The sequence below is a fragment of the Paenibacillus sp. JQZ6Y-1 genome, from assembly GCF_040719145.1.
Lineage (GTDB): Bacteria > Bacillota > Bacilli > Paenibacillales > Paenibacillaceae > Saccharibacillus > Saccharibacillus kandeliae.
The window spans coordinates 1,634,717-1,654,867 of the sequence record NZ_JBFDUZ010000001.1 but is presented as its reverse complement, the minus strand read 5'-3'; the positions used below and the strand labels follow the sequence as shown (position 1 = coordinate 1,654,867).

Genomic DNA, 20,151 nt, shown 5'->3' with positions numbered 1-20,151 from the left:
TTCATTTCATTTATTTCGACATTTATATTGCACACAAATTAATTTTGTGTTATATTTATCTTGTAAACAAAATAATCCAGCTTCAACCCAGCATACATTATTCTCATGGGCGCTTATGCTGCCCTATTCCAATAAAGGATCGGTGATCATTATGAATATCAACGTAACGGCACTTGCAGATCAAAAGTTAAAAATAGCACTCGGCGAGCGAGACGGTCATTATAAATTGTTTTATGATACTGGTGAAGGCTGTGGCTGTGACGGTATTCCGGTACTGCTGATTGTTGATCGTCAAGGCGAGCATGATCATGTGATCGAAACCAATTCATTGCCAATCCTGATTGATGCCCAGCATGAAATTTACTTCGACAAACAGCTTTCGCTGGATGCAGAAGTGAACTATACCGCCTTCAAATTGCGTAGCGACTCTATGCTATATAGCAACAACGTCAAAATTAGAGACCTGCGTGGTCAAGATGTGCCAGAAGGCACACCTGCTCATTCCTGCGAACTCCGTTAATCCTTCTATCCAGCGGTTGCTATGTCAGTGATGGCAGTGCTACTACCCTTAGAACCTTTACCATAAATAAAAAAAGTCCCGACAGCTTGCTCCATCAGCGATGGAAGCTCTGTCGGGACTTTTTCTTCTGTTATACGACTCTTTTATCTCTTCATTTCATCTGTTTCACGTTGTCCATATGTATGATGAATAGTACACAAGCACATATTATCATGGACTACATATCTATCGCATTTATACTACTGCTAAAATTCAACTATTCAAATTCAACTGTTCAATTCCAACGTATAAATGGGCGATTGATCATAGGAATTCCATTCGCATCTGCCCATTTGCTGAGAGCAATGATGTCTTCATCCTCATGATCAGTAAAGCTGAAACAGTACCGTGATGGTACTATTGTTTTACCTTTTGGCTTGATACCAATGATGGTATCATAACGTCCGCCTACTCGAATTTCGTCAATTTCATCCGTTTTCAACATATCAGTACCAATGCGTAATCCTGTAGATTCCAGGCGCATCTCCTTCGGCTTGCGGAATTGTTGGACTAACATAATCAGCCCGCACACTATGCCCAGAATGAAAATAGCACCTACTTCATAGTACAAGAAACCTTTCTGAGCCTGCGTCGTCATTCCGCTAAACAGAATTCCCATCAAAACAGTAATCAGCAGCAGCCCAATCAGTCCATGCCGATTGCTTGGCTTTTTTACGATCAATGTATTCATATTCTCTTCTCCTTCCAATCCAGTTAACCTGTTATGAGCAACGCTTTGATTAGTGCCGGATATTCGCGCAGCATGTTATAGGGCAAGTCCTTCCACGGTACCTCGCTCGTGCGAGCATACACCGGGTAATATCCTAGCTGTTTGCCGATCCAACAGGCGCGATACATATGATAATTGCTCGTCACGAGCACCACCCCGGCATGTTCATCCGTGTATCCATCCTGTTTAATAACCTGCTGAGAAAACAGTAAATTTTCATACGTACTGGTTGAACGACGTTCTAGCAAAATAACCTCTTGTGGTATGCCCTGCTTCAGTAGATAATCCCGCATCGCTACTGCTTCCGGCACATCCTCATCCTTTCCCCGTCCACCGGAGACAATGATTTTGCGGTCACGATGCTCTTGCCAATAGGATCGCCCTGCATCCAATCGCATACGGAGCGTGTCCGTGATCTCTGCTCCCTTCAGACCAGAGCCAAGGATGATAATATAAGGTGCATCTGTTGTGACATCATCTTCTTCGTGAAAGCGAGACAGCACGAGCATTTCTGCTAAAACGAAGGAACCGACTATAAGCAGCAATACAGAGCGAAATGTCCATTTCAGGATCGGATGACGCTGAAAAAAGGCATAATATCCCTGCCGCCAGCGTTTGAAAATCGTTGATTTACGCATATGTAGTCCACCTTGTGTGCAAGCATTCGTAGTATGGCGTTGTCGTATGAAGTGGTGAGTCTTTTTTATTGTACCACGAGCAATCCATGTAACCAAAAAAAGGAAGCCAGAATATATCTAGCTTCCTTTTCTTGTATGAAGGAATGAACTCCTGTTATACTGCTTTGCTTTTGGTCAATACTCCTTAAAGCAATACTTGCGTGCTCATTTTGATACGCGATTGTCATCATGGATAGGCATCAATTGCTCCAGTACTTTCAAAATATCGCTTGCCGTTCCCGGCTTATATCCCTGTACGGAAAAACGAATCCGTTGCTGCTCATCGACAACCAACACGACCGGACGCTGCTGACCGCGTACCTGCTCTAGTACCTCCGGCAGCTGCGCCAATGCCTCCAATCGCTCATCCATCCCGATAGAAGACTGGCGCGGCAATGGCTGATCGACCAGCATGTCACGCTCTCGTTCATCCCGAATCAGCAAATGCAGCGCTTCGGGACGAGCATTCCATTCCTGCTGCCATTCTCTCCATTCCCGCAGCAGATGCTTGGTTGGTTCGCGCTCTGGCTCAAGCCATGCCAAAATTGTACTGCCCGGCAATACTGCTTCTGGCTGCGGTGCAATCCATTGCCGTACTTTATTTGGCAACTGTTCACTTAGCACAGGAACCTCTTCCTGCGCAAGACGGAAGACCAGCGGTGTCTCCACCGTTTCGCCCGCTGTCACGGTAAAATAGTTAAACTGCCCCAGCACTGAGCCATCACTAAGCCGTGTGCTGGTCGTCAATCGATACTGCCCAGGCAACACTTCATACGGATGATCACATACCTGCTTCCCGCCATATGGGAGATGCAGCGTCCGATACAATCCTTGCTCTAGCAAAGCAAGCGTAAAGTTCTGGTAATACAGCGGCTCCTGTGCTGTATCTCCTTCTGTGCTTTGACGGAAAATGACCTGCCCTTTCCTCTCATTCCCCGCTGAATTGGAAGGACTGCCCGATGTCACAGTATGATTGTCGTTCCCTGTATGTGCTGCCGCGGTAAACAGATCATTTGCCGCATCCTCTGCTACACCTTTACCGGATTGAGTATACCGTTCAGTTCCTTGCATTTGCACGTCATGCCATTCGTTATGCTGCCAGTATTGTGGCAGCTGATTCAGCGGTTCCAGACGAGCAGCAATCCCGATACTGCGTGCGGCTGCAACGAATACCATATCCCGACTCAGCGAATCCGTCACACCAAGACGATGCGCACCAGCAGGTGTTGCCATACCCGGATAGCGGTCAATCTGTTCCAGCACAACAATCTGCTGCTGCAAGGCATTCGCCAATTGCTGCGGATGATCGCGGTATTGCACCTGTTCTTGCTCATTCCACAGACTGCCAAAATATCTTCGATACGGCGCAATCATTTCAAAATGCACCCGCGGACACAGCACATACCGATCAAAAGTATCGCGGTCGCTCCACTGCGATTCATACGATACCGCTCCCGCCAGATGATCATGAAGCGAGACGGTAAAGGTATCGTGCAGATCCTTCGGTCGCAGACTTTGTAGCAACCGTAGCGCCAATGGTCGCTGTTCTGGTTCACATTGCTCCAAAAACGTTACGATCTCCATACCATTGCCCTTGGCTGACTGTAACATGGACTGTATCTCTGCCACTGGCAATTGCCATTTCTCAGCGAATTCCTCCGCTTGCTCGGCTGTTATAAATGTCTGTTCAAATGCAGTACGAATCGCCGTGCCTTCCTGCAGACGTTGTTCATGCAACATACGCTGCGCTTCTGTTACCGACGGTCCTTCTTCAGCGGCGGGAGCAGCGGGCGGCGACACCTTCCATTGTAATGTACCCTTGGTTTGCTTCAACGGCGAGGCTTGAGAGGGAGCATTTGTCGTCAGCACGATGATGACCTCTGTCTCCTGCGCAGACACCAGTTGCTCTCCCCACAACCGACCATCCGCTGTACGTGCATGCACCAGCAGATCACCGTATCCTGTCGTCAAACCGACATTCCCGTCATCACCACTGTTTAGAATCGACAACGGGAAAAACTCGGCGGCATTATACTGCTGATATTGCACCTCTGCTGGCAGCGGCTGCCCATACGAATCCACCGTTTTAACGGTCAAGCGACGGGTAGCTGCATACCGATCCAGCATATTGATCTCGTTATACCACGGATGAGTAGAACAGACCTCCTCAGGACCTTCTGCCGGACCAGCGATTCGTGTATTCACGAGCATGGCGCGCTTGGCTGGCCAACGAAACCAGCCTTCATCCAGTACAGGCTCCGGCTCACACGCACCGAGATAATGCCATTGTCCGTCTGCCCAAGCTTCTACCCAAGCGTGGTTAGAGTCGCAATGCGCCCAACGCGGGGTATAGCATTGACGTGCCGGAATGCCCACACTGCGCAGCGCCGTTACCGTAAATGTCGACTGCTCACCACAACGTCCCAATGCAGTTCGCATAATCGTCAGCGGCGAAACGGTGCGTATGTCGGTACCGATATATGTTGCGCGCTCATGGCACCAATAATTCGTTTCCAAAATCGCATCCTGTAGCGATAACTGCTGTACGCGCGGTGCCAGCTCATCGTGAATCATAGTGCGGCTATCATCAATATTCTCGTTGTTCACTCGATATGGCAGGACAAAGCGGACAAACAGCTCATCTGGAATATCCTTTCCCCACGGCATATCCTTACGTACTTGCAATACATGACGAACATGCGCTAGAAAATAATCCCCGTCATAGTCCGCCAGATCGTGCAGCGGCATATAGGCGTATAGCCATTCCAGCAGTAAACGTTCCTCCTGATCCAACTCTTGTGCCAATACACCAAACAGCTCCTGCTGACGTCCACGAATCTGCTGCTTTTTCCATTCCAGCTTATCCGCGATGTCGCGCCGATTCAGACCATATTCCTGCTGTACTGTCATTGTATGCCTCCTCCGCTATTACTTGCTGGATGTTGCTTGCGATTCTCTTGCCAAATTAGACCATCCTGTCGAATGCAGACCAGCGTCTGATCATGCAAAGGAGCAGACAGTTGGAACATGCTGCTTGTCGTTTGAATCGACAATTGTGAAGGAACTGCCAAAGGAAAGCTTGTATCGCCAATATTCAGCAACGGCTCTATTTCATTGCTGTACACACCATACTGTTCAGCATACAAACGCTGTTTATAATAGAGACGGCGCAGTGTCCATTTGAGCTGCTCCAACTCCGTTTGCGCTGGTGAACTCGCAATTTGGGAAGCGAAGCTTTTGTTATAGAGCGCATCCGTTTCAGCCTGTGTATCGCTACCTTGTATCGTTTCCATAGTAGTGTCCGACATGACCGTTCCTGTTAACGCTTGGTCGTCGAAGATGACATAGCCCCACATTTCGGGATAGTGCATATTGACGACACCTTGCGGGCTCCACACCCAATTATCCTCGGGTAAAGACTTACCCGTCACAGGATCGCTGCGTTTTATATACTGACCGTCTACCACATCTACCTGCCATTCCACCCGCGAAAAGTTTACCCGCCAGTGCTCCCCTGACAGCGGAGGACGTTTACCCGGCGCGCATTCCTGCAATATACGCCAAGGCATAGCAATCTCCACCGACCACATCCGGTTATCAGCCGCTGGATTATTCAGCTGTCCGTCAATATGTACGGCAGTTTTCAGACCGCTAATATCCCAGCCATTGATCGGCGGTCCATCATCACGATATGGCTTGACTAGCAGCAGATCCCACACGGTTCCAAGCGCATTGATCTCAAACTCATAATACTGGTGCGTATCTCCATCTGGATCAATAAAAATTTCAAAATCATTATCATAAAAAATCACAGAATCTCGTTCCGTCTGATATGCCCAGATTTCGTCTTCAAGCATCTCAGCAGCAATATAAAAATAGTCATCATCCCATAGCATTTTGACTCTCGTTTGCTTGGTAGGGTGTGGACGGAGATGCCCTTCAATATCGACAAACACATCCGTCCACTCTGCATGCTGCCAGAACGGCTGATCCAATCTACCACTCCAATCGCTCTGTCCGACTGCGCGGCGACACACGTAATGTTTCGGTTGAAAAGCAAGCTTCGGTTCGGGAACGGCGGATAACGGATTCATCTGTAGATTACCTCGCTTGTTGAAATTGGATTTGTAGTGATGCTTTGCTTATGTACATTCTACACATGTTCACAATTTGACGTAAATATGGCATATATATCGTTCAGTATGTCAAATATGAGCTTTGCAGAACTTAGTTTACAATTGCGATTGGCAATTATAGCATACATGAATATGTCAAAAACCTGCCTCTCAATGGAAAAGGCAGGTCACAGCATGTCTCTATGTTTTGGATCGCTCGCTTATATTTTTCGGATGGATCACCGAATAGATACGTTATCCAATTGATACTCCACACCATTCACTTTGGAGAAAATCATCGTAGTACCCAGCCTTCCCTGCTGATCTCGTCTTGCATTACGCAATTTGCCTTCCAATGCAAAACCAGCTTTACGAGCAACTGCTACACTCGCATGATTGTTCTCGTCACAGCGAATCTCAAGACGATTGGCGTGTAGATATCGAATCGCAAAGTCACTAATGCTATGTACCGCTTCTGTAATCAAGCCTTGACCCGCCTGCGATGATCGGACCCAATAACCCAGTTCAAAGCTACGTAGCTCCCAATTGATACGATGCAGTCCACTGCTGCCAATAAATTGCCCAGTATACCGATCAAATAGATACAGCACCAGATCCTGACGCGCCAAAAAGTTAATATGACATTGCCGTGCATTCTTTTCTGATTGCTCTAAAGTAGGCAGAGGATGAACCCAAGGCATCCACGGTGGCAACTCGGTCTCACTTTCCACAATCGCCTCATTCACAACTGCACCATCACCGAGACGTGGCGCACGAATCAATAACCGCTCACTTGTCCATTGCTCAGGAAACGATAACAGCAGCGGATCAAGTGGTTGGTGTTCCGATAACGAATGACTCACGTTATCCCCTCCATTTATCGATTGTCTAGTGTCAGTTTACGGCTAAAAACAACGTCATGCTCTTCACGCGTATAACCAGCGCTTTGATACGTCTGCCATGCTGCTATATTGTTTAGTCCAGTCAACAGTTTGACGTGTAAAACACCTTGCTTATACAATGCTTGTTCTATAGCGCGTAGTAGAGCTAGACCTATTCCTTTACGTCGAAAAGGTTGACGAATATACAATTCCATAATTTCCGCATACGGATGATCATAACAAAACGAAGTATACGTCTGCGCACAAATAAATCCAATGGCTTGTCCATCCACTACAGCAACCAATACGATCTCATTTCCGTTTTCCAAATGTTGCGCTATCTCTGCTGGATCTCGATTCAAATCATTAAATTCAGCATTCATATGTGCCAGATCCATAGCATGCGAGGCATTTGCCGCAACAATTTCAAATGTAGGCTGAGTTGAAGGCATAACCGACTCCTTTCCTATTGGTAATTGATGCGTAGCCATTTACGATTACCCTTTGCTATAGAGCGCGCTCAATCGTTAGCAGCAAACATCAAATGACCATCTACGTCAATCTAACGTCCACCATCCCTGTCATGATGCTGTATAGCAATATCACTGCTCTGTTTGTATGTAAAACGCGCTGCCAAATCAATAATCCAGCAGCAGATAAAAACCTTCATTACTTTTGTTACAATTTATATGCAAAAGCTATAAGTTGCCTTCCAATGTTTGCCGATATCCATGTCGAAAAAACATTTGATCGGCTTCTTCCCACATCCGTAGTTGAGTCAGACAAGCTTGTACTGTTTCTTCCAGCACCGCCGTCACCTTATCCCATTGCAGCAATTCCAAGGATTCCAATGGTGCAGATGTGTCATCAGTGTCTATCCATTTATGTTCCAAATCACTAACTAGCAGTGGCAGCAGCTTCAGATCCGCTTCCGGCATGGCAAGCACCTCATCATTCAACGGGGTATATACAATACCGTAATAGGCTGGCAACTGGCTGTCCAATCGGCACAGATCGCGTTCATATTTTTCTTTTGCTTCCTGTCTATCTTCGGGTGGCAGTTTGCTAATATAAGGCGCATATATCTTTTTGATCCATAGATCATCGGTCAGTAGGTGAAAATAGTAACCAATATGAAAAAGGCTGCGCTGCTCCCGCAAATACGTAGCAGCAAATCGTTCAAGATCAAAAAACCCTTCACCTGTCGAATCCAACCGTATAAAATGGGAGCGTCGTTTGCTCCGGTCATTGACTGCGTACTCCACCACATCTGGTGCCAGATTGCCCAGCATAAACTGACGGTCATGCCAGCCTAGCCTGCTCTCGATCAGTGCGGCAATACAATAATGCATCATTCGTGAACCCATATCTGTTCCCTCCTGTGCTGACTTGTCGTTTCCCATCATTTCTGGAATAGTATACGGGAAAGTGCCGTAAACCTCATGTTGACACTCCATGATGTCCCTCTCTTTCTTATTCCTGTCAATAATCATAGCATGTTAGCGTTTTTTATACACCTGTAGGAGGTTACTCGTTTCGCGAATATATAGAATGTTTGTTTTGTATACACAAAAGCGCCTGTTCCACCTGCGGAACAAGCGCTTTTCCATATATGAATAATGCGATAAGAGGAAAAAGGAAAGCAGCGGTTGAGTGTACATACGGTAATTTATATAAAAGATTGCCTCCACGTTGCCAGCGCATAAGCAGTCTGGGATATACAAACGCCATGTTTCACTTCTGTGTTTCTAACAATCAACTTGCATACAAGTTTTGGTGGCAAAAGGACGGGCGTCGAAACGAATGTTTCGAAACCCGATTCCTTTACTATCTATACTTACATTTATACTTTCAGTTTACCGATAATCTGACGAATTTGTTGATTCAGATGTTCCAGTTCATCACGGCTTAGTCCAGTCGATTGCAGTAGCGATTGCGGGATACAAGCAGAGCGATCGCGCAGTTCCATACCGTTGTCCGTAATACGAATTTTGACAACACGCTCATCTTCTACTGAGCGCTGACGTGTGATCAGCCCAGCTTCTTCCATTCGTTTCAACATCGATGTCATCGTACCAGAGTCCAAATAAATCTCCTTACCCAGTTCCTTAATGGTACACTCGCGTTTATCCCACAGCACAACCAGTGCTAAATACTGCGGATAGGTGATGCCCATTTCTTCAAGCATTGGCCAGTACATGCGCGTGATTGCTCGTGAACCTGCATAAAGAGAAAAGCAGAGGTGCTGTTCCAGAGCCAGTGTTTCTTTGTTATCCACTTTTCTCACCCTTTAAATAATTTAATTAATTTAATAGTTATTATAATTTGCATACATGATTCTTGCTTGCACCTATCATACCGAGATTCATATATATTGTCAACAATTAATTTGTTGAAAATTTAAATAATAGTTCTGCCCTTTTTGCGCAAAAAACCTTCACCCCTGTAATCACGTCCACGTCATAAATGGAAGTGCCTGCAGTGGCGAAGGTTTTTTAAATCATACAAGGTGAGACATACTGACTCTTGACTGCTTGCAAGTGATGGCTAGTTAGATGAGGTTGCTGTTGGAATCGGTTGATCTGGATACGGTATAGCACTTTGTTTGTAATCTTTATACGCTGCTGCCAAGCGAGATATACCCTTTTCGATTTGAAGACTGGTGCAATAGCTGAAGCAGAGACGAACGTGATGATGGGTGTGGCGATCTGGATAGAAGCTGCGACCGTCCACGATACTGACGCCACGATCCGCTGCCAGTTGTTGAAGGATGGTGGTATCGACATGTTCAGGAAAGGTGAGCCATAGGAAGAATCCACCTTCAGGTAAGACATAGTGAACTTCGTCGCCAAAATGACGGTCGATAGCGGCTGCCATGATGTCGCGCTGCGTCCGATAATGGTCATTCAGCTGATGGAGATGCTGTTCAAAGTCCAGACGCGATAGTAAAGATGCTAGAATCTCTTGTGTAAAGACACCTGTACTGCCGCCCAGCATCAGGATACGCAGCTTGTCGATCAATAGCGGGTGTGCAATTGCCCAGCCAAGTCGGATGCCGGGAGCGATGATTTTGGAAAAGGTATTGAGGTAAATGGTGCGTTCCGGCGCAAGAGAATACAGGGTGGGCAGGTACTCACCAGTAAAGTTCAATTCCGCGTACGCATCATCCTCTAGCAGATAAAAGTTGTACGCACGCGCCAGCGCCGCCAGACGATGACGTTTTACCAGCGAGAGCGTGACACCACCGGGGTTGTGGTAGGTGGGCATAGTATATAACAATTTGGGCAGCGAGCGTCCTTCCGTTTTTGCCTGAATCAACGCTTCTTCCAAGGCATCAATATTCAGCCCATCTTCTTGTAATGGAAAAGATGAGATGGTCGCGCCTGACAAGCGAAACGCCTGCAATGCACTGAAAAAGGTTGGTGCTTCTGTCCATACTTCATCGCCCGGCTCCAGCAGCAATTGCGCAGCAAGCGACAGCCCTTGGGTCGCACCATATGTAATAAGTACATCCGAACGCTGCGCTGGAATGCCGTTATGCTGCGCACGATCAAGTACCCATTCCAAAATATACTCTGGACCGGGCGCGCCTGAATATTGCAGTGCCTGCCGCCCGTGATCTGTAATCGCTTGCCCAGACGCCTGCTCCAACTCGGCAATCGGGAACAGATGCGGGGCAGCAAAGCCAAAGGATAAATGCACATGATCCTCATGTGTAACTGTTGTACTGCCAATGGATGGTGTGGATGGAATATGACGTGACAGCAGAGACAGATCAGGTGTAGAAACAGGTTGAGTCATGCGAATAACCACCTTTCTCCTATTCAGACTTGTTCCACAGCATGCAGCGTTGTATCGGAGCTACAAATAGAGCAGCATTCCCCTACATCTCATCATTCTGTAAATTATAATGATCAAGCTGTCGGTAAAGGGTTGGTTTCCGACAGCTTGATCTATGGTGTATATTGCCAATCATAACTGTATGAAAATATTATTTAGACAGCAGACATGTTTCACACACGCACATCATGTAAGCTGGATAGCTTATTCAACGCATGTCGAGCTGTTTGTGAGAGTACATGCGCAGTGCTACTTAATGCCTGCTCATCCACATCAAATGCCGGATGATGCCATTCTTGTGGACCGGATGTACCGACGAATAGGAATACCCCCGGTACCTCCTGCTGGTAAAAGGAAAAGTCTTCGCTCGCAGGTGATACAGCCGGAACAATAGCTTGCAATCCCGCAGCTTGTACAGCTTGTTCGACAACGGGAACCCATTCCTCACTATTGTGAATGGGCGGTGGTCCGTCAATCCAGGTAATAGTAACCGTACCGCCGAATGCTGCCGCTACACCGTACGTGACCTGTTCAAACTGTTGACGAACATGTCGGCGCACCTTCTCATCAAAGGTACGAATCGTTCCTTCCAGACGAGCCAAATCAGGAATGACATTCCACACATGTCCACTGTTCAATTGGGTAACACTAATGACCGCGCTATCCTGTGCGCTAATGCTGCGGCTGACGATGGATTGCAGTGCCGTAATGATGTGGGCAGAAATCACAATTGGATCTAGCCCCGCTTCTGGCACCGCAGCATGTGTACCTTTACCGCGTACATCGACACGGAATCCATCAGCAGCTGCCATGAGTGCGCCTTCCTTCACGCCGACCGTGCCAACTGGCAGATCCGGTTTGTTATGCAGACCGAATACAGCGGATACGCCCTCCAATACACCCGCAGCGATGACCTGCTGAGCTCCCTTCGACTTTTCTTCAGCAGGTTGGAAGATCAGACGGACTTTGCCCGGCAATTGATCCTCCTGCTGCTTGAGCAAATAGGCGGCACCAAGCAGGGAAGCAGTATGAAAATCATGCCCGCAAGCGTGCATTTTACCGGGAATCTCCGATGCAAAGGGAAGCCCGGTTTCCTCCTGGACAGGTAACGCATCAATATCGCCACGTAGCGCGACGATGGGACCGTCCGTCGACCCAATTTCCGCGATTATGCCTGTTTTTAGCGATGGTGTATCCAAAATAGCAATCTCAGCAGCCCATAGCTGCTCACGGAGATATGCCGTTGTTTCTATCTCCTCACCGGACAGTTCGGGATGGCGGTGCAGATGACGACGCACCTCCACCAACCGTTCCTGCAATGCTTCTGTTAGTGTCATCCGTATTCCGCTCCTCTCCTGATGTAATGATAGCCATATAACGGTATGCTATCGTGCTGCTGCGGATGTGTCCAGCTCGGCGGTAGCGTTGGTGATACCGTTCTCTTCACCATGCTGCACGAATACCTGTTGCAACAACTCAAAGGAGCGTACTTTTTTATCAAAATCGCGGATCACGGTATGGGTAATAATCTCCTGAATATCAAAGCGTTCGCGAATATGGGATAGCTGCTCATATACATGATCCGCAGAGCCTTTGACAACTTTGGCTTCCTTCACTTCGATGCGGAACGTTTCGTTTGATTGACGACCAAATTCCTCCGCCTGTGCCACGGTACCGACAGTGAGCACACGACCGCTTTCCAGATGAATTTTGACGGACAAATTCTCACCCGCCAACGCGTCAGCTTCCTGATCACTATCCGCGACAATAATGGATAGCGCTAAGATCACATGTGGCTCTGCCAGCTCGGCAGAAGGTACAAAGGATGCCCGATATGCCTGTACGGCTTCTAACGCCACCTCTTCATCACCGTTGATAAAGAGTGAGAATACATAAGGCAATCCTTGACGAGCCGCCAATTCCGCACTATCGCGACTTGCACCCAGCAGGAAGATCGGCGCAGGCTGTGCCGATTGCGGGCTGACATGAATGCCTGCTAGCACATGATCATCCGCAATTCGATTGTGCAAATAATTGCGCGTCTCCACCAGCTTATCTGTCAATGAACGGTGATCACCATGCTCCCCTTGCAGCGCACGCGTCGAACGCGGCAGCCCGCCTGGTGCTCGACCGATGCCAAGCTCCACTCGTCCCGGTGCTAGTGCTGCTAGTACATTAAAATTCTCAGCAACTTTGTACGGGCTGTAATGCTGGAGCATCACGCCACCAGAACCAAGCAAAATATGATTCGTACGCGCGAGCAGATAGGAAATCAACACCTCTGGTGATGAACCAGATACGCTCGCAGAATCGTGATGCTCCGACACCCAGAAGCGTCGATAACCGAGTCGCTCCGCAAGCTGTGCCAGTTCAATCGTACGGGCAAAGGACTGCTCAGCTGTTTCCCCTTCATAAATGGGCGTTTGATCTAATATTCCAACAGGTATGGTCATCTTATATCCTCCATTCTTGATCTGCTTACTTGGTAAAATAGCCGATTCACTCCTCCGATCTCATACCGGATAAGTGTATATATTCGATACATCATCGTTTTAAATGGAATAATTTGCTTCCGGCGTAATCCGGCGCAAGAACTGCTTCGTACGCTCCTCGCGTGGACGCTGAAAAATCTCATCCGGCTTACCCTGCTCTACCACAACACCGCCATCCATAAAAACGACACGGCTCGCCACATCACGGGCAAAGCCCATTTCATGGGTGACGATAATCATCGTAATGCCCTCTTCTGCAATACGCCGAATGACTTCCAGCACCTCACCGACCAGCTCTGGATCAAGCGCCGATGTCGGCTCGTCAAACAGAATAACTTCGGGATTGAGCGCCAGCGCGCGGGCAATGCCGACACGCTGCTGCTGACCGCCTGATAGCTGACTTGGATAATGGTGTAGCTTCTCGCCCAGCCCTACCTTTTGCAGCATGCGGGTACTGATCTCCTCCGCCGTGCTGCGCGGAATACGGCGCACGACGGTCAATCCTTCCATGACATTTTCTAGTGCTGTCTTATGCTTGAATAGATTGTATTGTTGAAAGACCATCGCAGTCTGCTGACGCAGCTGGTGAATATCGTGGCGGGACGGATGCTTGCCGCTCACCTTATGCTTGCCGACCTGAATCTGTCCTTGATCTGGACGCTCCAAATAATTGATGCAGCGCAGCAAAGTCGTTTTGCCAGAGCCGCTGGGACCAAGGATAACGACCACCTCGCCTTTGTCCACCGACAGATCGATCTGTTTTAATACCTCATGCTTACCGAACGACTTGCTGATCTTCTCCAGCGCGATCATAGTGCACCTCCCCGTTGAAAGCTGTTCAGTCGATATTCCAGCCAGCCGCTCAACCGTTCGATTAGAACCGTTAGTCCCCAGAACAGCAGCGCTGCCGCCACATAAGCCTCAAAATATTTCCAATTATCCGCAGCTACAATCTGTGCCTGCGCGTTGATCTCGACCACCGATATCGTATATGCCAGTGTGGAGCCGTGTAGCATACCAATCACTGAGTTGGATAGATTCGGTAAACTAACTGCCAGTGCCTGTGGAAAGACAATCCGGCGCAGTGCCTGCGGTGTTGTCATACCAACCGAATGCGCCGCTTCGATCTGACCGCGATCCACCGCCAGAATACCAGCGCGCACCACCTCTGACATATATGCTCCCGCCGTAATGGAAAAGGCGATGCAGGCAAAGCCGATGAGCGGAATCGAAGCGGATGTGAAGGAGCTACCCAGCGCCTTGGCGATTCCGTCGATGAGAAGCGGCAAGCCAAAGTAAATCAGCAACAGGTGCATCAGCATTGGTGTACCGCGAACAAACGTAACATACGCCGCCGACAGCTGTGCCAGCACCGGAATCCGGTAAATCCGGCTCAATGCCACCACACCGCCAATCACAAACCCAGCAATCACCGATATGAATGTGATCAACAGCGTTGTAGGCAATGCCTTGAATAGACTGAGAAAAGCAGTCCACATAAATGAAGGATCAAAGCTCATCCGTTTTTGCCTCCTTTTCCGTTAAGTGGAATCGGTCGCAGCTGCCAGCGCCGAGACGATGGTGTACGCTGCTGCACCTGATCAGTACGTGCATATCGGTTCAAATAACGCTCCAACCAGACAAATCCGCGTTCTAGAATGACGCTGATCACAAAGTAGATGAGCGATAATGCGATATACGTTTCGATAAAATGCTGGGTCGCCGTACCGAGGGTTTGCGAACGTCCCGTCATTTCCATCACGCCTAGTGTAAAGGCGAGCGAGGTGTCCTTCAGATTCCCGATTACCAAATTGCCGAATAGCGGCACTGAGATGCCCAATGCTTGCGGCAAAATGATGCGCTGAAATGTCTGATACCCGCTCATGCCGATCGACTGTGCTGCTTCAATCTGTCCTTTATCCACCGCTTCCACCGCTGCTCGGATCATCTCCGAAATGAATGCTCCGCTATTCAGCGCATACGTCAGTATGACGAAATACAGAACGGAAAAGCGGGATACATCGATATGTAGCCAGCCGAGTATTTCCGGCAATCCATAATAAATCAGAAACAGTTGAATCAAAATCGGCGTACCGCGGAAAAACGATACATAGATGCGTGACAGCCGCTGCAAGACAGGCACATGGTACAGCCTCGGCAGTGCGACCAGCAAACCGATCAGCAGCCCTAGTGCAATCGAGCTGCCGACGATGAGCAGCGTGATGTTCAGGTACGCTAGTAGCTTCGGTATAAAGTCAAACACATAGTTGATGTCAAAACGTCTGCTCATGTCTGCTCCTCCCTGCCATGAATCATATGAATCGATGGCATCATCAATATTGAATTACTGGGTCACTTTGGCTTCCGCCAGCGTTTTGGTAAAGTCATCGCCCAACCATTTCTCGCTCAATTGTTTCAGTGTGCCATCGGCTTTGATCTCGGTAATCGCTTTGTCGATCTCATCTGCCAGCGGCTGCTCATCTTTGCGGAAGACAAAGTATACATTCGATTCGTTCAGCGGCTCGCCGACTGTTTTCAGGGCTACATTGCCGTCTGCATCGGTGTTGAAGCGGTTCGCAAAATCGGTAGTAATCGTTGCATCCACGCGTCCTGATACGATTTGCTGTACTGTATCATTGGCTGCCCCGCTAGTGTAAACAACGTCGATTGCGTTGTTATGCGTCTTATTGTATTGATTCAGCAGGTACGCCGCGTTACTTGTTGCGCCAGTCAGTACTTTTTTGCCTTTCAGATCGTCTAGACCTTTGATGGTATTGTTATCCTTCGCGACTGCTACACGATTCAGGAAAATGCTGTATGGCACTTTGTTGAACAGGTATTTCTCCTCGCGCTCTGGGTTAGTTTCCATCTGGTGAGCAACGAAGTCGATTTTGTTCGTTTCCAGACTCAGCAGCAGGTTGGAGAATTCCATTGTTTTGAATTCAAACTCCACATCTGGTAGACGCTTGTCGATCTCGCGTACCAGCTCCACATCGTAGCCGGTTAGCTTGCCGTTCTCATCGATAAAGCACACATTCGGAAATTGCGTACCTGTTCCGACGATAATTTTGCGAACACCATCGGAGCTTGCCGCATCGGCACTACCGGATGATGCTGTTGTTGTGCCACTAGCAGAACCACCGCTTGATTCGCTAACCGAAGCGCAACCGGATAAGAAAAGCATGAGCGCCATGAGCGCGAATACGGGTCCTTTTGTAATGTAATTCCATGTCGTGAATCGGCTTTGTCTGTTGTTCATACATGATTCCCCCAAATTCTTATCTTTTTAATCGGATTTTATCCATCGACGGGTTCACTATCACCCGATCTAGTGGATGTGCGATAAATCTATCATCCCGTGGTGGGTAGCGTCAATGCGGGTTTTAATCGAAAGATTCTATACTGGTATTGAACAAATCTATAGGTTGGGAGGTGAAGAGTTGTATCCACTGCGGGAAGGAATAAGGGGACGGAACTCCGGTGGAGCCGCGGGAATCTTTTGGATGAGGAAGGAATGAAGATTCCCGCCCTCTAAGCAGTTAGATATTTTGCTTTCGCAAAAATCACTTTTCATTGAACCCCGTGTTTGAAAATTATAAACACTAGAAGTCGTTCCTTTTCCCTTATTTCCTTCCCTCCGTTTTGTGCAACTTCCACCTTTTGGTTGGGTGGCAGGTGAAAGGATAGAGCCCTCACTGATTGGTATGTTTTTTTAAATGATATAGCTGGTATTCACCTAGTTAGCTTTAATCATTTTCAAATACCAAATGGGGCGTGCTTTGGTTGGCTCGCCCCGCTGGTAGTGTCGTTGGCTAGTATAGATTGCAGTTTGTTTGTCGGGTGTTGCGTGATGTATGAGTTGATTTCTGTTATGTGTGGATTGATCGGTATTAGCATACATGTGTTTATGAGTGTTGAGATTAGTGATGATATTTCCTCTAGGATACGTCGTCCTCGTTAGCCGGGGACGGCGATTTCGGGTTGGTCTTGGCGGCGGAAGTAGTCGACGTCGCGCAGCAGATCAGCCATCATAGATGTCATGTGAGCAGGTTGTTCTTTTAAGGTGACGAGGCTGGTTTGCAGGGAAATGCCTTCGATTTCTGGTAATGCGACACGGACGAGTTTGCCCTGTTTGACTTCTTCATGTACGCTCAAGCCGGGTAGGAAGGCAATGCCAGCTTTTTGCAGGACGAGTTTTTTGGCGGTTTCGGAGTGATCGACTTGAAAGGCGATCTCTGGTGGCGATTCCATTGCTTCAAATACACGATGGATACGCAGCCAGTCGAGTGAGCCGCATTCAAAGAAGACGAGCTGCTGGCGTTCCAGTGCAGATATAGAGGTAGGCGGACGATAGGCAAATGGATGGTCGGCGTATACGTACAAGGAGATCGGATCTTCATACGAAGATACAGTACGGATCGACGGGTGCATCATTTTGCGTACAAAGCCGATATCAATTTCTTTATTCAATAGACGGCTAACGAGCTGGTCGGTCGTTGCCGTGATTAATTTAAAGTTGGTTTGTGGATATTGCTGCTTCAATTGGGGTAACAGCTCCGGTATCACATAATTGGATACGGAAATGGTGCATCCAATGGTCAGCTCCTCAGGTGTTGTCTTGACCGTTTGAATCCGTTGTCTGCCTTTTTGCAGCACTTGCAGAACCTGCTGCGCATACGGCAAAAAGCGTCTACCCTCTTCCGTCAGTACAATTTGACGTCCAAGCCGTTCGAACAATTTGCAGCCCAGTTCTCTCTCCAGCGATTGAATTCGCGCGGTGACGGAAGGCTGAGACAGAAACAAAATCTCTGCTGCCTTGTTAAAGCTGCCGTAATGATGGATGTACACAAAGGCTTCCATATTCTCAATGTTCACGGTGCATTCCCCTTTCGTTAAGTTGGATAGACTTGATTCATGAACCAAATCTCATTTTACCAATCATTTAACTTGGTTTTATGTATCATAGGTTGTGAACTGTGCATTGTCAACGGGTTTTGCAGGTACAGAACGCGCTCCGCTAGCTGTAGTAAAAGGAAAATGCAGGCGGGGCGCGCACTTTGCCCACTTGTCACCAGAATGGGAAAATCATACATCTCTGGTCATCCCATCATACTTAGCTGTTCACTGGCTTAGCAGCATACCGATTTTGCGGAATAGGTACACCCAGATTTTCGCGCAATGTATCGTGCTCATAGTCCTCACGATAGATACCACGCGCCTGCAATATTGGAACCACTTGATCGACAAAATCATGCAATCCAGATGGCAGATCGGAGTGAATAATAAAGCCGTCCGCCCCGTTTTGCTCAAACCATTCTTGAATGCGGTCAGCGACCTGCTCTGCTGTACCGATAAAATTGCTTCGCGGTGTTGCCGATTGCAATGCTACCTCACGTAGCGTCAGATTGCGCTCCTTAGCATCCTTTTTAATCTTATCCGTGCCACTGCGGAAGCTATTGCTGCCGATACCGTTCAGCTCTGGGAAAGGCTCATCTAGCGGATACTGGGCGAAGTCGTGATGATCAAAGAAACGTCCCAAATATTGCAACGCCTTATCAATTGTAACCAGACTGGCGATTTCCTGATATTTCTGCTCTGCCTCTTCCTCGGTACGCCCGATGATCGGCGTAATACCGGGTAAGATCTTCACTTCCTCCTCATCGCGCCCATAGCCCTTAATACGCGTCTTCACATCCTGATAGAACGCCTGTGCATCCTCCAGTGTCTCCTGACCTGTGAAAATAGCGTCTGCCGAGCGTGCAGCGAGATTTTTGCCATCTTCGGATGAACCGGCTTGGAAAATAACCGGCTGCCCCTGCGGTGTACGAGCGATATTCAGCGGTCCTTGTACAGAGAAGTATTCGCCCTTATGATTCAGGGTATGCAGCTTGTCTGGGTCAAAGAATACCCCGCTCTCTTTATCGCGGACAAACGCATCCTCTTCCCATGAATCCCACAGCCCTTTGGCAACGTCCAAATACTCTGCCGCAATCTTATAACGCTCAGGGTGAGACGGATGACGGTCGCGGCTATAGTTCAGCGCCGTACCTTCCAGTGGCGAGGTCACCACATTCCAGCCTGCACGTCCACCGCTAATATGATCCAGCGAAGCGAGCTGACGGGAGATCGTGAACGGCTCGCTATAGCTAGTCGAGATCGTACCAACCAGACCAATCTTGGACGTGACACCAGCCAGCGCCGACAGAATCGTTACTGGCTCAAACCGATTGAGAAAGTGCGGCAATGATTTTTCATTAATAAACAGCCCGTCCGCAATGAAGACAAGGTCAAACTTACCTTCCTCCGCCTTCAATGCCTGACGTTTATAAAAGTCAAAATTCACACTGGCATCGGACAGCACCTCCGGGTGACGCCATGTGGACATACTACCGCCTACCCCATGAATAATCGCTCCGAATTTCAATTGACGCTTGCTCATTGCATTCATCCTCTCGATTTGTAAATAATGACCTATCTTTCATTCCTTACAGAGATACTTGAACCTGCTGCTGTTGCAGCAATTGTTGCAGCTTTTCCAAATCTGCTTCTAACAGCGCAGTATAGGTGGCACCGTGACCGACCTCGACTACTGGTACATGACGAATACCATATTTGGCATCCAGCACATCGCGCAGTACATCGTTACCTGCTACTTCTAGATTGCTGTACTCATAGCCGTTTGTTTCCAGATAGGTTTTGATCTCTTGGCAGAAATGGCAGCCTGTTTTGCTCCAGACGATGATTTTCCCGTTATTGGCTTGAAATTCCTGTGCGTTGGTAGATGGATTGGACATAATAAAGTTCCTCCTTTGGAATATGAACAGTTAGAATAGATGCAAAATAGACATACGATATGT

At 48.0% G+C, this 20,151-nt stretch carries 19 protein-coding genes; 1 reads left to right on the top strand and 18 read right to left on the bottom strand.

Annotation, left to right across the window (positions count from 1 at the left end; genetic code table 11):
* Positions 1 to 151: 151 nt before the first annotated feature.
* Positions 152 to 520, top strand: a complete 369-nt coding sequence (locus ABXR35_RS07240; RefSeq protein ID WP_367057495.1) for an iron-sulfur cluster biosynthesis family protein — start codon at positions 152 to 154, stop codon at positions 518 to 520.
* A 274-nt stretch (positions 521 to 794) separates the two neighbouring features.
* Here ABXR35_RS07240 and ABXR35_RS07235 read toward each other — a convergent pair whose 3' ends face one another.
* The 18 genes from ABXR35_RS07235 to ABXR35_RS07150 all read right to left on the bottom strand — a co-directional run bounded on the left by ABXR35_RS07235 (position 795) and on the right by ABXR35_RS07150 (position 20,088).
* Positions 795 to 1,250, bottom strand: a complete 456-nt coding sequence (locus ABXR35_RS07235; RefSeq protein WP_367057492.1) for a hypothetical protein — start codon at positions 1,248 to 1,250, stop codon at positions 795 to 797.
* A 23-nt stretch (positions 1,251 to 1,273) separates the two neighbouring features.
* Positions 1,274 to 1,927 carry a YdcF family protein gene (locus tag ABXR35_RS07230; protein ID WP_367057490.1) on the bottom strand — a complete coding sequence of 218 codons (654 nt, stop codon included), beginning with the start codon at positions 1,925 to 1,927 and terminating at the stop codon, positions 1,274 to 1,276.
* A 204-nt stretch (positions 1,928 to 2,131) separates the two neighbouring features.
* Entirely contained in the window at positions 2,132 to 4,876 is a 2,745-nt protein-coding gene (locus ABXR35_RS07225; RefSeq protein WP_367057487.1) for a transglutaminase-like domain-containing protein, read from the bottom strand.
* Positions 4,873 to 6,060 (bottom strand): carbohydrate-binding family 9-like protein, encoded by a 1,188-nt coding sequence (locus ABXR35_RS07220; protein WP_367057485.1) that lies wholly within the window; start codon positions 6,058 to 6,060, stop codon positions 4,873 to 4,875. The genes ABXR35_RS07225 and ABXR35_RS07220 overlap by 4 nt, the downstream gene beginning before the upstream one ends.
* 260 nt (positions 6,061 to 6,320) lie before the next feature.
* Positions 6,321 to 6,944, bottom strand: coding sequence for a GNAT family N-acetyltransferase (locus ABXR35_RS07215; RefSeq protein ID WP_367057483.1), 624 nt, complete (start codon positions 6,942 to 6,944; stop codon positions 6,321 to 6,323).
* A 14-nt stretch (positions 6,945 to 6,958) separates the two neighbouring features.
* Positions 6,959 to 7,453 (bottom strand): GNAT family N-acetyltransferase, encoded by a 495-nt coding sequence (locus tag ABXR35_RS07210; protein WP_367057480.1) that lies wholly within the window; start codon positions 7,451 to 7,453, stop codon positions 6,959 to 6,961.
* 207 nt (positions 7,454 to 7,660) lie between these two features.
* On the bottom strand, positions 7,661 to 8,329 hold the full coding sequence (locus tag ABXR35_RS07205) for a hypothetical protein (protein ID WP_367057478.1): 669 nt from the start codon (positions 8,327 to 8,329) through the stop codon (positions 7,661 to 7,663).
* Between the two features lie 476 nt (positions 8,330 to 8,805).
* A complete protein-coding gene (locus tag ABXR35_RS07200; RefSeq protein WP_367057475.1) occupies positions 8,806 to 9,240 on the bottom strand; it encodes a MarR family winged helix-turn-helix transcriptional regulator in 435 nt (144 codons plus the stop codon).
* Between the two features lie 269 nt (positions 9,241 to 9,509).
* Positions 9,510 to 10,763, bottom strand: coding sequence for an aminotransferase-like domain-containing protein (locus tag ABXR35_RS07195; protein ID WP_367057473.1), 1,254 nt, complete (start codon positions 10,761 to 10,763; stop codon positions 9,510 to 9,512).
* Positions 10,764 to 10,975: 212 nt separating this feature from the next.
* Entirely contained in the window at positions 10,976 to 12,139 is a 1,164-nt protein-coding gene (locus ABXR35_RS07190) for an amidohydrolase (protein WP_367057471.1), read from the bottom strand.
* Positions 12,140 to 12,187: 48 nt separating this feature from the next.
* Positions 12,188 to 13,255, bottom strand: a complete 1,068-nt coding sequence (locus ABXR35_RS07185; protein WP_367057468.1) for an LLM class flavin-dependent oxidoreductase — start codon at positions 13,253 to 13,255, stop codon at positions 12,188 to 12,190.
* Between the two features lie 99 nt (positions 13,256 to 13,354).
* The gene (locus ABXR35_RS07180; protein ID WP_367057466.1) at positions 13,355 to 14,107 is read right to left on the bottom strand and encodes an amino acid ABC transporter ATP-binding protein; all 753 of its coding nucleotides are present in this window, start codon (positions 14,105 to 14,107) and stop codon (positions 13,355 to 13,357) included.
* Positions 14,104 to 14,814, bottom strand: a complete 711-nt coding sequence (locus ABXR35_RS07175) for an amino acid ABC transporter permease (protein WP_367057464.1) — start codon at positions 14,812 to 14,814, stop codon at positions 14,104 to 14,106. The genes ABXR35_RS07180 and ABXR35_RS07175 overlap by 4 nt, the downstream gene beginning before the upstream one ends.
* On the bottom strand, positions 14,811 to 15,584 hold the full coding sequence (locus tag ABXR35_RS07170; RefSeq protein ID WP_367057461.1) for an amino acid ABC transporter permease: 774 nt from the start codon (positions 15,582 to 15,584) through the stop codon (positions 14,811 to 14,813). The genes ABXR35_RS07175 and ABXR35_RS07170 overlap by 4 nt, the downstream gene beginning before the upstream one ends.
* A gap of 54 nt (positions 15,585 to 15,638) precedes the next feature.
* Positions 15,639 to 16,478, bottom strand: coding sequence for a transporter substrate-binding domain-containing protein (locus ABXR35_RS07165; RefSeq protein WP_367061257.1), 840 nt, complete (start codon positions 16,476 to 16,478; stop codon positions 15,639 to 15,641).
* A gap of 773 nt (positions 16,479 to 17,251) precedes the next feature.
* The gene (locus ABXR35_RS07160; protein ID WP_367057459.1) at positions 17,252 to 18,169 is read right to left on the bottom strand and encodes a LysR family transcriptional regulator; all 918 of its coding nucleotides are present in this window, start codon (positions 18,167 to 18,169) and stop codon (positions 17,252 to 17,254) included.
* A gap of 238 nt (positions 18,170 to 18,407) precedes the next feature.
* A complete protein-coding gene (locus ABXR35_RS07155; protein ID WP_367057456.1) occupies positions 18,408 to 19,733 on the bottom strand; it encodes an LLM class flavin-dependent oxidoreductase in 1,326 nt (441 codons plus the stop codon).
* A 46-nt stretch (positions 19,734 to 19,779) separates the two neighbouring features.
* On the bottom strand, positions 19,780 to 20,088 hold the full coding sequence (locus ABXR35_RS07150; protein ID WP_367057453.1) for a glutaredoxin family protein: 309 nt from the start codon (positions 20,086 to 20,088) through the stop codon (positions 19,780 to 19,782).
* Between the last annotated feature and the right edge of the window lie 63 nt (positions 20,089 to 20,151).

Excerpts from the sequence above, each read along its gene's own strand:
- ABXR35_RS07240 (WP_367057495.1), top strand. The coding sequence starts at position 152 with ATGAATATCAACGTAACGGCACTTGCAGATCAAAAGTTAAAAATAGCA.
- ABXR35_RS07235 (WP_367057492.1), bottom strand. The coding sequence starts at position 1,250 with ATGAATACATTGATCGTAAAAAAGCCAAGCAATCGGCATGGACTGATT.
- ABXR35_RS07230 (WP_367057490.1), bottom strand. The coding sequence starts at position 1,927 with ATGCGTAAATCAACGATTTTCAAACGCTGGCGGCAGGGATATTATGCC.
- ABXR35_RS07225 (WP_367057487.1), bottom strand. The coding sequence starts at position 4,876 with ATGACAGTACAGCAGGAATATGGTCTGAATCGGCGCGACATCGCGGAT.
- ABXR35_RS07220 (WP_367057485.1), bottom strand. The coding sequence starts at position 6,060 with ATGAATCCGTTATCCGCCGTTCCCGAACCGAAGCTTGCTTTTCAACCG.
- ABXR35_RS07210 (WP_367057480.1), bottom strand. The coding sequence starts at position 7,453 with ATGGCTACGCATCAATTACCAATAGGAAAGGAGTCGGTTATGCCTTCA.
- ABXR35_RS07205 (WP_367057478.1), bottom strand. The coding sequence starts at position 8,329 with ATGGGTTCACGAATGATGCATTATTGTATTGCCGCACTGATCGAGAGC.
- ABXR35_RS07195 (WP_367057473.1), bottom strand. The coding sequence starts at position 10,763 with ATGACTCAACCTGTTTCTACACCTGATCTGTCTCTGCTGTCACGTCAT.
- ABXR35_RS07190 (WP_367057471.1), bottom strand. The coding sequence starts at position 12,139 with ATGACACTAACAGAAGCATTGCAGGAACGGTTGGTGGAGGTGCGTCGT.
- ABXR35_RS07185 (WP_367057468.1), bottom strand. The coding sequence starts at position 13,255 with ATGACCATACCTGTTGGAATATTAGATCAAACGCCCATTTATGAAGGG.
- ABXR35_RS07180 (WP_367057466.1), bottom strand. The coding sequence starts at position 14,107 with ATGATCGCGCTGGAGAAGATCAGCAAGTCGTTCGGTAAGCATGAGGTA.
- ABXR35_RS07175 (WP_367057464.1), bottom strand. The coding sequence starts at position 14,814 with ATGAGCTTTGATCCTTCATTTATGTGGACTGCTTTTCTCAGTCTATTC.
- ABXR35_RS07170 (WP_367057461.1), bottom strand. The coding sequence starts at position 15,584 with ATGAGCAGACGTTTTGACATCAACTATGTGTTTGACTTTATACCGAAG.
- ABXR35_RS07165 (WP_367061257.1), bottom strand. The coding sequence starts at position 16,478 with ATGCTTTTCTTATCCGGTTGCGCTTCGGTTAGCGAATCAAGCGGTGGT.
- ABXR35_RS07155 (WP_367057456.1), bottom strand. The coding sequence starts at position 19,733 with ATGAGCAAGCGTCAATTGAAATTCGGAGCGATTATTCATGGGGTAGGC.
- ABXR35_RS07150 (WP_367057453.1), bottom strand. The coding sequence starts at position 20,088 with ATGTCCAATCCATCTACCAACGCACAGGAATTTCAAGCCAATAACGGG.